12 protein-coding genes and 3 tRNA genes are annotated in these 12,389 nt (G+C 42.2%); 3 read left to right on the top strand and 12 right to left on the bottom strand.

Translation table 11 applies throughout. The features are described from left to right. Nucleotides 1-305 precede the first annotated feature (305 nt). On the top strand, nucleotides 306-1,001 hold the full coding sequence (locus G3W54_RS13660; protein ID WP_162653789.1) for a DUF599 family protein: 696 nt from the start codon (nucleotides 306-308) through the stop codon (nucleotides 999-1,001). Between the two features lie 22 nt (nucleotides 1,002-1,023). Here G3W54_RS13660 and G3W54_RS13655 read toward each other — a convergent pair whose 3' ends face one another. The 10 genes from G3W54_RS13655 to G3W54_RS13610 form a co-directional block, all read right to left on the bottom strand. Next, a complete protein-coding gene (locus G3W54_RS13655; protein ID WP_162653787.1) occupies nucleotides 1,024-2,043 on the bottom strand; it encodes an amino acid ABC transporter substrate-binding protein in 1,020 nt (339 codons plus the stop codon). A 204-nt stretch (nucleotides 2,044-2,247) separates the two neighbouring features. Next, nucleotides 2,248-2,658 (bottom strand): response regulator, encoded by a 411-nt coding sequence (locus tag G3W54_RS13650; protein ID WP_162653786.1) that lies wholly within the window; start codon nucleotides 2,656-2,658, stop codon nucleotides 2,248-2,250. Nucleotides 2,659-2,722: 64 nt separating this feature from the next. Next, on the bottom strand, nucleotides 2,723-4,954 hold the full coding sequence (locus G3W54_RS13645; RefSeq protein WP_162653784.1) for a PAS domain S-box protein: 2,232 nt from the start codon (nucleotides 4,952-4,954) through the stop codon (nucleotides 2,723-2,725). A gap of 47 nt (nucleotides 4,955-5,001) precedes the next feature. After that, complete coding sequence (locus G3W54_RS13640) at nucleotides 5,002-5,433, bottom strand: response regulator (RefSeq protein WP_162653782.1); 432 nt, start codon at nucleotides 5,431-5,433, stop codon at nucleotides 5,002-5,004. A 34-nt stretch (nucleotides 5,434-5,467) separates the two neighbouring features. Next, complete coding sequence (locus G3W54_RS13635) at nucleotides 5,468-6,157, bottom strand: helix-turn-helix transcriptional regulator (RefSeq protein WP_162653781.1); 690 nt, start codon at nucleotides 6,155-6,157, stop codon at nucleotides 5,468-5,470. A 121-nt stretch (nucleotides 6,158-6,278) separates the two neighbouring features. Next, a tRNA-Arg gene (locus G3W54_RS13630) sits at nucleotides 6,279-6,355 on the bottom strand. 18 nt (nucleotides 6,356-6,373) lie between these two features. Beyond that, nucleotides 6,374-6,706, bottom strand: coding sequence for an ETC complex I subunit (locus tag G3W54_RS13625; RefSeq protein ID WP_162653779.1), 333 nt, complete (start codon nucleotides 6,704-6,706; stop codon nucleotides 6,374-6,376). A gap of 182 nt (nucleotides 6,707-6,888) precedes the next feature. Next, nucleotides 6,889-6,965, bottom strand: a tRNA-Pro gene (locus G3W54_RS13620). 57 nt (nucleotides 6,966-7,022) lie between these two features. Then, nucleotides 7,023-7,511 carry a DUF192 domain-containing protein gene (locus tag G3W54_RS13615; protein WP_244627935.1) on the bottom strand — a complete coding sequence of 163 codons (489 nt, stop codon included), beginning with the start codon at nucleotides 7,509-7,511 and terminating at the stop codon, nucleotides 7,023-7,025. A 10-nt stretch (nucleotides 7,512-7,521) separates the two neighbouring features. Continuing rightward, a complete protein-coding gene (locus G3W54_RS13610) occupies nucleotides 7,522-8,100 on the bottom strand; it encodes a cold-shock protein (RefSeq protein ID WP_162653777.1) in 579 nt (192 codons plus the stop codon). A gap of 470 nt (nucleotides 8,101-8,570) precedes the next feature. On the opposite strand from G3W54_RS13610, the gene G3W54_RS13605 reads away from it, so the two are divergent. Beyond that, nucleotides 8,571-9,722: a D-Ala-D-Ala carboxypeptidase family metallohydrolase gene (locus G3W54_RS13605; protein ID WP_244627934.1), complete on the top strand. Its 1,152-nt coding sequence runs from the start codon at nucleotides 8,571-8,573 to the stop codon at nucleotides 9,720-9,722. Between the two features lie 69 nt (nucleotides 9,723-9,791). After that, a complete protein-coding gene (locus G3W54_RS13600) occupies nucleotides 9,792-9,950 on the top strand; it encodes a hypothetical protein (RefSeq protein WP_162653774.1) in 159 nt (52 codons plus the stop codon). A 152-nt stretch (nucleotides 9,951-10,102) separates the two neighbouring features. Here G3W54_RS13600 and G3W54_RS13595 read toward each other — a convergent pair. After that, nucleotides 10,103-10,178, bottom strand: a tRNA-Glu gene (locus G3W54_RS13595). Nucleotides 10,179-10,406: 228 nt separating this feature from the next. Continuing rightward, nucleotides 10,407-12,317 carry a SulP family inorganic anion transporter gene (locus tag G3W54_RS13590; protein ID WP_162653772.1) on the bottom strand — a complete coding sequence of 637 codons (1,911 nt, stop codon included), beginning with the start codon at nucleotides 12,315-12,317 and terminating at the stop codon, nucleotides 10,407-10,409. Nucleotides 12,318-12,389: the final 72 nt, after the last annotated feature.

Genomic DNA, 12,389 nt, shown 5'->3' with positions numbered 1-12,389 from the left:
GATTCTTCCATGATAACTCCACTTACAATTTTGTGCATCATGCACTCACTGGCGCGTCTTTTAAAGGTCTATTATTATTATTGCAATGCAAAAATTACAGTTTTGCGACACTCTCTTTTTTGGTGTCTTTCCAACAAAACTTCAACCGTAAACACATAGTATATTCTATTTTTACTCCATTTTTTCAATGAGTTATGTTTTTTTGCAGTTAACCGAGTTATCCACAACCACAATTGCGAACCAAATGTTGATTATGTGGTATGTTCTCTCTGCATAGCTCGATTCCCTAAAAAGGCTAATATGGTATGACAACACTCGACATTATCGCAGCAACTTATTTTATATTTTGTTGGTTCGGATTTTCCATATTTCTTCGATATGGGCTGTTTTCAAAAAGACCAAGTCTTTCTGATGCTATGGATAAACATCGAAAAAACTGGTTTGTAACCGCAAGTCATCGCGAACTACGCATGATCGATACAAGCATTGTGGCAGGATTACAAAGTGGTGTAGGCTTTTTCGCTTCTGCAACTATTCTGGCTATAGGTGGTTGTGTCGCAGCGTTAGGTGCTGCCGATCAAGTTACATCCGTTTTCTCTGAAATACCACTAACGCAAGATGCAGATATTCTTGTCATCGAATTCAAACTACTTGGATTGATATTTGTTCTTGGTTACTCTTTTTTCAAATTTGGCTGGAGCTATAGACTATTCAATTACTGCGGCATTCTACTAGGAGCTATTCCAGCAAAGCGTGATGATAACAATGGTGAAATTGCAGATAATTATGCTCGAAAAGGTGGTGAAATGAATATACTTGCAGCTCGTCATTTCACCGCAGGGATGCGGGGCATATTCCTATCAGTGGGCTACTTGGGTTGGTTTATTGGTCCAAAATTTCTGATCATAACAACAACACTGATATTATTTGTTTTTGTAAGACGTCAATACTTCTCAGCTGCGCGCAACGTGGCCATGGGTGATCTTTTTAAAGAGAAATAAATGGCTGTTTAAAGGAAAGTAACTAACGAATAGGTGCTCCATACATGAGACCGCCATCTATCCAAAGAGCGTTTAGGCCACGGGAAATACCAAGCGGTGATTCTGAACCCAGATTACGCTCATACTGTTCGCCATAATTACCGACTGCTCGGATTATCTGTGCTGCCCAATCATTTTGCAATCCAAGCTGCTCTCCAAAATCCTCCGTAACACCTAGCAGTCGCTGAACTATCGGATTGTTGCTTGTCATCATATCATCGACATTAACCGAGGTAACACCAAGCTCTTCAGCATTTAAAACAGCCATAAAGGACCAACGTGCAATGTTAAACCACTGATCATCCCCCTCACGTACCACGGGTCCCAATGGTTCTTTTGAAATTATCTCAGGTATTATAATATGCTCTTCTGGATTTGAGAGATCCAGCCGCCGTACGTAAAGTGCGGTAACATCTGTTGAATAAACATCACACCGACCTGCATCATAAGCTGCGATTGCATCTGCTGTTTTCTCAAACAGTTCCAGATTGTATTCCAGATTATTTTCCTTAAAATAGTCTGCAATATTTAACTCAGTCGTCGTGCCAGAGATGGCACATATAGAAGCACCACTAAGTTGAAGAACGGAGTTAATCTTCATATCAGCTCGGGTCATAAACCCCTGGCCATCATAATAATTTATACCAATAAAATTCAGCCCAAGTTGCGTATCGCGCTCGGTTGTCCAGGTCATGTTGCCTGCCAGCACATCCACATCACCACGGCTAAGCGCTTCAAGACGATTAGATGCCGTTAGAGGCACAAATTTGACTTCAAAATCTTGCCCAAATATCGCGGCAGCCAAGCCCTTGCAGAAATCAACATCCAAACCTTGCCACTGATCATCAGAATTCTTCATTGAAAAACCGGGCAAATCTTGATTTACGCCGCACTGCAAATATCCCTTATCCTTAACTTCATCCAATGTTGCAGCATTGGAATTGTTAAGAGATAAGCCGATCATTGCGATGGCCAATACAATATATTTAACACCGATTCTCATCACAACATTCCCCAGCTTGCCCCCGAGAAACTCATACGAATACTCAGTAATCACAGATCCTAACAGCTTAGATCGAAATATAAAGATTTGTAATAACCCATAAAGAAAATTCTTAAAAGGACATTGCAATTAATTATGTCAAAATCAACGGATAAAAGCGGCTACCAACCATACTTTATGTCATTCATTCTAAGCATACTACTGTCAATTAAATCCATCTGGTAAGATAACCAGATCCATCCAGAACTGGTAGAACTTAGTTGCGAACGTCTTATAGCCATGCAATGTCGATGGCTTAACAATATAAGCATTGGCACCCAATTCATAAGAATATTCTATATCTTTTGGGTTACTTGAGGAGGAAAAAACAATGACCGGTATTAGTTTTAATTGATCATTGGATTTAATCTTCTTCAAGAGTTCAAACCCATCCACCTGCGGCATTTTCAGATCCAGAAGAAGACAAGATATTCCATTCCTACTTATGTCTACGGCAAGATCATCAAGATGCGAAACTCGAACCAACTCCATTGTTTTATCAATTTTGGAAAACGCATTTTTTAAGAATGTAAAATCAGAAATATCATCTTCAAATACAATAATTCTTTTCTGCATTGCCAGTTCCTTATGGAAGTTAATTAGCGTCACTCACACCAACGAAAACAGTATTGAGAATAATCTAAATATTGGTCGGGAATGAAATTACGAACTTAGTTCCATTGACAAACTCCTGATCAAGTACAATCACACCGTTATGACCCTCAATAATTCTTTTCGCCAAAGCCAGACCAATGCCGGTTCCTTTGTAAACTGTCTCATCCACATGAAGACGCTGGAAAACATTAAATATTCTCTCACTATGCTCGGCAGGAATTCCAATGCCATTATCAGTAACGGTGATGATGGCAGAATCTATGTTGTGCGCGCCCTCTATATGTATTTCTGGCACACCCTCTCCATCAAAATATTTAATTCCGTTGTCAATTAAGTTCTCTAACAACCGGACAAACAAAACATAATCCAGATGAAGATCAACATCGCCACCATCTATACAAACAAGCGCATTACGTTCTGTAATTGAATCCGCTAAATTCTCACACGCCTCGTCAACGGCAGCACTGAGTAAAAAGCTAGATCGCTTCACTTGCTTGTATGCGACTTGTGAAAATTCAAGCAAGCTTGCGATCAATCGCTCCATACGCAGAACGCCCTCTCGCATTTTCCCGATATATTGCGAAAGATTATCAAACTTGTCATGTTCATAATCTTCAATCAACATTTCTCCAAACATTCGAATATGCCGGAGAGGTGACCTTAAATCATGGGAAACAATTCCAGCGAACTGTTCGAGTGCCTTGTTGCGTAACTCTAACTGATGAGCTTGTTTTTCGATTTTAAGTTCTGTTTTTTTGATTTCGGTTATATCTCGCCCAACCGATACAATGGCGTAAGGAGACCCTCCTTTAAAAAGCATCCTGTTTGTCCAAAGTATCGTATATCTACCTCCATCTTCATGCTTGCCTTGCTCTTCTCTGGTAAAAACCGGAGACTCAACCGTTAGCGCATTAATTCCGTTGTAAAGCTCCGATCGATTGGTTCCCTGATCAAAGTCAACAAACTTCTTACCGATCATCTGACCCAACTCGTGACCATAAAACCGGGCATATTCTTCGTTCGCAAATAAAAGCGTCGTGTCGGGTTTGGAGTGTGTTATAAAACATGGTAAGTTGTAAACAACCGTTTCAAGTTCTGCGCGTTGAACCTCCAGCTCATCTCGCATTCTGGCTTCTTCTGTCTCATCTCGTATAAATGAAATTAAGCGCTTTGAATGGCCAGATCTTTCAAAGACTGTGCTAACAACACACGGATATGTGCTCCCATCTTTTCGGCGATGTAAAGAGCGTAAGGATACCACAGTGCCAGGATTATCTACCGCTCGCTGAATATATTCGTCTATCGCGTCTCGAGATAAAGATGTGTTGATATCGTTGGGGCCCAAATTAACAAATTCCTCTATTGTATAGAGCAACTTATTGAGCGCGGCTTTATTGGCATACTCAAATTTCATAGTTTCCAAGTTGATGAAAACCACAGGCGCAGCCATTTCATCTAAAACATTACCAAGCATTTCAGCAGCCGTTTTAGCTTCAACTAACTGAGTGATATCAGCACGAATACCTACGATGCGGCCGTCTTCTAGTTTCCGCTCCTCAACGCGAAGCCAACGATCACCAACATTTTGGATAACTGGTCCTGTCGGATTATTATGCATTTTTAAGCGGTCTTTGAGCCATGCATCGCGAGATTCTTTGGTGTTTCCCGCTTCCAAATACTGCCCGGCATTAAGCCCATAACGCAATATATTTTCAAACTTTTCACCCAGTTTGAGAACAGGTTCAGAACGACTGTAAACTTCTGCATAAGCTTTGTTGAAAATCTGAAGACGGTCATCTTCGTCGTAAACAGCAAACCCATCAGGAATTGCGCCAAGAGCCGTATCTAGTAAATGTTTATACCGACCCTGCTCAGTTATTGCGCTATCCAGTTCACCGCTATCGTGGATGCAAATTATCCGACGGAAGCATCCATCCGCACATTCACTCAGCTCACCAATGCTTACACGCGACCTAAACGAGCGCCCGTCGTTCATTTTGACTTCTACAAAATTGTTGGCTTTATATTGGGATACCAGCCAATTCAAAATTTCTGTAGCTGACTTAATCTCTTCAGCATCTGGGATATCAAATAAAACAGTTAGCTCTTTACCAACCAAACTTTTCTTCTGAAACCCGAGTTCTTTGAGCGCAAACGGATTGGCAGAAGCTATAACCGCATTATCTTCAATGATAAAAATCATGCTGGGAGAGATGTCAAAAAGAGAATCGCCAAGACCACTGAACGATGATTTCATAATAATTGCCTATTTTGACAGCGTAAGCATAAGCGACCCAAGAAGTATCAATCGTCAGGCAATTGATACTTCTTGCCAGCGAATTCATCTATGATAAAGCCAAGAGCATTGCGGTCTAATTCACTTTTTCCTATACGAAAATCAGCGCCATACTGCTCAAATTCCTGAAAATACTCTGGCTCTATACTTGAGGACACGATACCAATTGGACCAATAAAACTCTTTGATCTTAGAACTGGTACACTCGTTCGGAAATCATCATTCTTGTGCAATTTGTTATCAAGCAGGATCATATCTATTTTCCGCTTCTCAATAACATCACATGCTTCCTCGATACTAGAAACACATATCAGGTTTGTTTTATACGAGGATGCACGTGAGCATAGCCACTCCATCAGAACAAATTCATCTGGATTATCATCGACAAACAGAATTTCAATTTCTCTATTTTCCCTCATATCCAAAACTTCCTTCGCCATATAATCTCTTCCTCAGAAGATATGAATTACAAAACTACTGAATCAAACCCATTCGAATTGCCTTTGCAACCATTTGAGCTCTATTTACCACGTGTAGTTTCTGTAAAATCTTGGTCGTGTAAGAGTTTATAGTGTGTTCTGATAAACCTAAAATTATAGCAATTTCAACGGATGTTTTGCCCTCAGAACTCCACCTTATCACCTCTAATTCTCTGGAGGAAATAACAGGCAATGTTACTGGCAAAATAATCTTCTGAAAAAATCGATCAAACACCAAATCTAGGCTGTGTTTTATGGTCTCAATTGCATAATTTTGCATCTTATCGGTTTTTGACAGAACACAAAATCCAAAATGTCGTCCATGTGGGGTGTGCATCGGCGCTGAAAAAGCTGTCATCTCATCTAAGTTACCGCAAAAATCAAAATCGGATACAAGTTGCTCACCTACCCACTTTGAACTTAACATTGAATTTCTCAAGCTGTTGAAAATTGCATTGTCTTGATCGATCGAAATAGTATCCAGATCAAGTTCCGAGCGCTCATCTGAGTTTATAACGACCATAAGCGCCTCTATGTGTCGCTCATCTGGCCAGTTATTCATATCAACAAGCATTAGCAATTCGAAATCAAATTGAACGCATAACGCCTTAAATAGCCGGTAAAAATCCAAACGATTGATGGCTAAATCTAAGTCCGGCAAAAATGTTGGAACCGAATTTTGCATTGCTCACCCCATAGTACAGTTTACATGCATACTACGATTCGCAAATATAAGATCCAAATAATATGACAATTCACCTTTTTAGGCGTGATTTTCTAAATAAAATCATAGTCCTTTGGAGAAATGGCGATCCCAGCAGGACTCGAACCTGCAACCCCCTGCTTAGAAGGCAGGTGCTCTATCCAGTTGAGCTATGGGACCATTTTTAAACATGGGCGATTAATGCGTCCAAGGCTGCGAACGGTCATGCTTGAAATTATCAGTATATGACATGGTTCTTCGCTTCGCCATTTTTGGCTTTAGCAATCTATATTCAATATTGTTGCGTTCAGCATAGGCAATAGCTTCGTCTGCACTCTCAAAAGTAAGACGAACTTGCGTTTGCGTATCCGACACCGATGTATAACCCATAATCGGATCGATTGTACGAGGGCGGATCGTATCAAACTCCAACACCCATTTAAACGTGCGAGCTTTACCAGATTGCATGGCATTTTTTGCTGGCTTGTAAATCTTTGCTGACCGTACGGCAGAATGCTGACCAGTTGCCATTTACCAATTCCTTCGTCTAACTTAAACATCGAAATATGCGTTGCAATTTCGCTTGAACTTAATGCGGGATTCTTAAGAAAAGATCAAGCCAGATTTATAATAGAACCACAATTTGAGATACCCGAATCCATTTGATTAGAAGTGGTAAAATTAGTTCTAAGCAAATTGAGGAATTCATCGAATGGTCGGAGCGAGAGGATTCGAACCTCCGACCCTCTGGTCCCAAACCAGATGCGCTACCAGGCTGCGCTACGCTCCGACACTTGACAAATCACTCTGCCAATTTACTCGACGGAGATGCCTCTACAACGTTAAATCACGATGTGCAACTCAAAATCGTCGAATGGACGACTCTATTTTCACTTTTTATGCCAAATGTGGATACAGCCCCTGCATTAAGCTCTAAAACGAAGCGAACATCCTCTTCGGAAGAAATAATCGCTTCAGAAAACGGCACTGTATTTTCGGTTATTTTTGCGATGGTTCCATCTTCGCGAATGAAAATCATGTCCAACGAAAGTATCGTATTTTTCATCCACATAAACACTGGTTGTGTTTGATCAAAGCAAAAAAGCATCCCTGCATCTATCGGCATTACCTCGCGATGCATGAGACCCGTCGCTCGTTTCTCGGGTGTATCCACAATTTCGACTCGAAATGAATGCTCATGAGTGCCACCTATAATTTTTAGCAGCTCATCATCGTACTCTTGTGCAAAAGAAATCGGTGAGGTGAAAAAAAGAACAAGCAATAAAATAAAAGGGGCACGATATTTCATGCCCCTTGCAAAATAAAGATCAACCATATTTTTGTCTCTAATGTGACTGACTAATTGGTGCGCCGATATCTGGATGAATTTCAGCGACCATAAGTCCTTTGTCACCTTCCCCGAAGCGCACAAGTACAGTCTGCCCCGGACGAAGCTCAGTCAATCCATACCTGCGGAGCGTTTCCATATGTATGAAAATATCCTCTGTGCCCTCACCTCTGGTTAAAAAACCAAAACCTTTTGTACGGTTAAACCACTTGACCAACGCGCGTTCCAAACCACTTGTTGGGGTGACTTGAACATGTGTTTTGACAGGAGGAAGTTGAGATGGATGAACAGCAGTAGACGTATCCATGGAGATAATGCGAAATGTCTGATAACCACGGTCTCGCTTATGGACCTCGCAAACAATCCGCGTACCTTCCATAATTGTTTGGTACCCATCTCGACGCAAGCAGCTCACATGAAGCAAAACATCCCCCATGCCGTTATCTGGCACAATAAAGCCAAATCCCTTAGCAACGTCAAACCATTTTACAACACCGGTAATCTCAATTAAATCAACAGGATCGCCGGTAACTGCATTTACCTCAACATCATTGCCAGTTGACGATTTCTCCACCATATTTAGGTGCCCCACACTGTACATTCAAATCGTTAAAATTGATTCTATTGATACATTAGCATCGATGAAGGGTTATTAGGCAAGTCTTTTAGGCGATTTTATCTCAAAGTTCCCCAGTTTTGGAACCTAAATCCTATAAACATGAACCATCAATATTTCATTTTTGTGTCATGGGTCAATTAATACCAAAACCTACCATTTAGAACTAATAGAGAAATCAGAATCGCTTATATTGGCAAATATCGGTCAACTTTCGCGAAAGCTTAAGGTGATAATTTGTATAAGATCACCTTGGAAAAGCATTTTTCTTTATAATTTGGCTGAAAATAAGGACTGTTTATGAATTCGACAATTTATTGCCATATTTAAGTCACAAACGAGGTAGAGTGGGTAATAATTCTTAAAACTAGACTTTATATCACGTGCCTTCTCGGTTAAAAACGTAATACGCTGATGTTGAGGGGAAACAATTGCGCATAAGAAAGCATACAACTCGTCAGACTTTGTCTTTTATGACAAAGCTAGCTGTGCCTGTTGCAGTGGGACTTTTTGTATCTGGTTGCGTGTCGACAGAAACAAGCTTTCTGCCTACGGATGCGGACCTTCAACTTGCGCAACAAAATTCTTCTGACTCTATTGATGATCAAACAGGTTCAGAACTAGCTTCTAGTGACATTCAAGAAGGCGGTGTTCCAGTTCCTTACGATAGGAATGAGAATATTGTAGCGGCCTATAGTGGTCCGGCTGCCAATGGCAACCCGGCAGCTTCTCAAGACCAAACGAATACACCTGCTCAAATATTGGCAGGCGGAATTGTGGGAAGCGCTAGCGGATCGCGTACATCACTAATTCAGCAAACAAGCACAGCATCAAACAACGTAACTGCAGGTGCAAACCCGGCTGGAAGTCAGACATCTGTGGTTGCTTCAAATAAAAATATACAGAAACAAAGCTCGTTCTTCTCTCGTCTTTTTAAAACCAAAGAACCCAATAAGACGGTTCCGGTAGATAATGCACAAATTCAGCCTGCGCAGGGTCAAGAAGTTGCATCTTTAACACCTGAAGAACCTGCAAAGAAACAAATTACCGAAGCGAAAGAGGTTGCAAGTGCAGCAGCTACCCCGCTCCCTACAAAAACAAAAACTAAGAAGAAATCAAACGTCTTTGCATCTCTCTTTGGTCTAAAATCAGGAACCGACGAAGATGGTGTACCTGAAAAAACAGTTAAACTGGCTTCTGCAGCCATTGGTGGTCTTGCGAGATTGTCGCCCTTAGCATTACAGCGCCAAACTGAACGTGTTGACGTCGCCTGCCTAAAGCCTGAACTCGTCCGACTTTTGAAAAAAGTGGAACGTTACTACAAACGTCCCGTCGTTGTGACATCAGGCTATCGCTCTCCCAAGAGTAATAAGCGGATAGGCGGAGCATCTGGCTCTAAACATACAACATGCGAAGCGGCAGACGTACAGGTCAAAGGCGTTTCCAAGTGGGATCTTGCTAAATATGTGCGTGCTCTCCCAGAGCGTGGTGGTGTAGGAACCTATTGCCATACCCAATCTGTCCATATCGATATTGGCTCGGCACGCGACTGGAATTGGCGCTGCCGCAAGCGTCGTAAGTAATATTCTAACTTGACAATACTTGGTCCTCACACCATTTGATGTGAGGATATATAAGTGTGGGAGCATTTCATGTTACAATTAGCTGGCGGAATACTTATAGCAAGCGCTGTTATATGGCTGGTGCTCAAGGTCATCAAAAACCCTACAATGTTCCTCAGCGGCATCATAAAGACCGCTATCGTTGTTCTAGTTGCCATTACCATCTATATGATCTCAAGATCGCTATAGCTGGTCGCGCGAAGCGCATCTCCATAAAAGCTCTATCAGGTTACATTTTAGCGATACGCCCTATATCCGTACCGACTAAAATAATGCGCACAATACTCTATAGCGTTACTTTAAGTAACGCTTACAACAAGATGATTTACTTGAGAAAAAATTGGTACTCCCAACGGGACTCGAACCCGTGTTTCCGCCGTGAAAGGGCAGCGTCCTAGACCGCTAGACGATGGGAGCACACACGCGCCTTATAGTAAGAGGAATTGATTCAAGCAAGGTGTTTTTTGCATTTTTTTGAAAAAAAGTGACATTTATATGAAACTATTTTTGAGCATACGCCAAATCAATTGCGAATGCGGAAAAACCACATATTTTTCAAAGGATTTACTGAAAATAATTAACTGAAAAATCAGCAGAATTGAAACTAGCTCGATTCAGAACACAAAAAGACTACAAAGATACGATTTAGAGATCATCTTTTTCAGATTGAGATTGCATCTTGGCATTTACAACGAGCGTTGAGTCGCCAATATTATCTTCGGTAGATGAAAGCGTATTCATCGCTTGCACATGATCAGGCTTCTTATCGCGATTATTATTCGGGCGACCTGCACATTCATGGAAAATCCGCGCTGTACAGTTTGCACAAATATCATCATCCAACATCGGAACGATCTCCGCGATCGCTTCCCCCTTACTCAGATGGATATGGTGCTTGGTGAGCGCTTCCATAACCTTAAATCGTCCAAGTTTGCTGATTGTGCGTGGCGTTGTTGTTTGAAGGTGGAACGAACCGCCGCGCTTGTGGCGGCGTTGTGCTTCTTCGATAAGCAATTCGCCACCTGGTAGATCAACTTCACCAATCCCCTTAACAATAAGCATCATATGCTTTTGTTCAGGTCTTTCATGCTCGATATGGCGAAATTTACGGCGAACAAATTCGACGGAACCGAAATATAATGGACCATCGACCCGTGCCATCACCAATTGTGGACACTCAGGAAGGTTTGCACGTTCTGCATTTGTAAACTTACGTGTTTTGGTTGTTGGGTCAGGAGCACCAACAGCGATCCGCGGACGAGATGACTTATTTAGGAAAAGAGCCAAAGAAAGAAGAACACCGGCATAAATCGCAAACTCAAGATCGAACATCAATGAAGCTGCGAATGTAACACCAGCAATCCAGACTTCGGTTTTACTGGTTGCGAAGAGGTGCCTAATCTCTTTGACATCAACAAGCTTCCACGCCACAAGGATGATAACGCCAGCCATCGCAGGAATGGGAACAAAGGCAAACCACTTTGCAACAAACAACAAGATGATAAGCAGGAAAATCGCTGCAAAGACAGCTGATAGAGGTGTTTTCGCACCTGCTTCATAATTTATCCCACTACGGGTAAGTGATGCAGACCCCGGATAACAGTTGAAGAAGCTACCTGTTATATTTGATAAGCCCTGCCCCGTGAATTCTCGGTTCGCATCGATATCTTGCCCCGAACGCAGACCTATTGCGCGAGAAATGGACATAGCTTCAAGCAAACCAACAACAGCTACCGCAAAGGCAGGCGAGGCAAGATCTCGCATTTCACCAAAGCTGAATGCAGGCATCGAAAAGCTTGGAACAACGGAAGGAATAACACCTACAGTTTTTACATCCAAATCGGTCCAACCGAGAAGGTAGTATACACCTGTGCCAGCGCCTAACGCCACGAGATAGTTTGGCATCTTCGGCATGAGCTTCTTAGATATTATTCCGACAGACAGCGCGGAAAATGCTATAATAAGGCTATTAAGATCGGCTTCCGGCCATCGCTCCCAGAGTTGTATCATAAACTCGCCGAGTTCTTCAGGTCGCGGTAAATCAAGGCCAATAGCATGCCTAACCTGACTAAGCCCAATTAACAGCGCAGCGCCCGTAATAAAACCGGTCATAACCGAGTGAGAGACAAAGTCGACCAAGGCTCCCAAATGAGCGATACCTAATATGAGCTGGAATATACCCACCAGAAATGTCAGTAATATCACGGCTTGAATAAATTCAGGACTGCCCGGCGTATGTCCGCCAGCAAGAGCTGCAAACACTAGCGCTGAAATCGCTGTTGTTGGACCAGATACCGTATGCCAGGAAGAGCCAAACAATGCAGCGATGATCGGCGTGATCATTGCCGTATAAAATCCATACTCTGGCGGAAGGCCCGCAATGGCCGCAAAAGCGATACCTTGCGGCAAAACAATTGTTGCACCCGTGATAGCAGCAAATATATCATCGCGCACGGTGGACCACGTTACTGTCGATACCCAATCAGGTATGCCAAAAAGTAATCGTATCTCGCGAAGGACCGCTTGGGTCTCTTTTCCGTGGAGCGACTTGGCCATTCCACATTCCAATCATATTTTAGGGTGCAATACCACTCTCATAGACCCAAAATACGCAATGTCAATTGCTGC

It is taken from the genome of Lentilitoribacter sp. Alg239-R112 (assembly GCF_900537175.1).
Lineage (GTDB): Bacteria > Pseudomonadota > Alphaproteobacteria > Rhizobiales > Rhizobiaceae > Lentilitoribacter.
The sequence above is the reverse complement of the archived record's forward strand: the minus strand, read 5'-3'. Positions and strand labels throughout refer to the sequence as shown.

Bases quoted from the DNA above. Each gene is read 5' to 3' on its own strand.
- G3W54_RS13660 (WP_162653789.1), top strand. From the start codon at position 306: ATGACAACACTCGACATTATCGCAGCAACTTATTTTATATTTTGTTGG.
- G3W54_RS13655 (WP_162653787.1), bottom strand. From the start codon at position 2,043: ATGAGAATCGGTGTTAAATATATTGTATTGGCCATCGCAATGATCGGC.
- G3W54_RS13650 (WP_162653786.1), bottom strand. From the start codon at position 2,658: ATGCAGAAAAGAATTATTGTATTTGAAGATGATATTTCTGATTTTACA.
- G3W54_RS13645 (WP_162653784.1), bottom strand. From the start codon at position 4,954: ATGAAATCATCGTTCAGTGGTCTTGGCGATTCTCTTTTTGACATCTCT.
- G3W54_RS13640 (WP_162653782.1), bottom strand. From the start codon at position 5,433: ATGGCGAAGGAAGTTTTGGATATGAGGGAAAATAGAGAAATTGAAATT.
- G3W54_RS13635 (WP_162653781.1), bottom strand. From the start codon at position 6,157: ATGCAAAATTCGGTTCCAACATTTTTGCCGGACTTAGATTTAGCCATC.
- G3W54_RS13625 (WP_162653779.1), bottom strand. From the start codon at position 6,706: ATGGCAACTGGTCAGCATTCTGCCGTACGGTCAGCAAAGATTTACAAG.
- G3W54_RS13615 (WP_244627935.1), bottom strand. From the start codon at position 7,511: ATGGTTGATCTTTATTTTGCAAGGGGCATGAAATATCGTGCCCCTTTT.
- G3W54_RS13610 (WP_162653777.1), bottom strand. From the start codon at position 8,100: ATGGTGGAGAAATCGTCAACTGGCAATGATGTTGAGGTAAATGCAGTT.
- G3W54_RS13600 (WP_162653774.1), top strand. From the start codon at position 9,792: ATGTTACAATTAGCTGGCGGAATACTTATAGCAAGCGCTGTTATATGG.
- G3W54_RS13590 (WP_162653772.1), bottom strand. From the start codon at position 12,317: ATGGCCAAGTCGCTCCACGGAAAAGAGACCCAAGCGGTCCTTCGCGAG.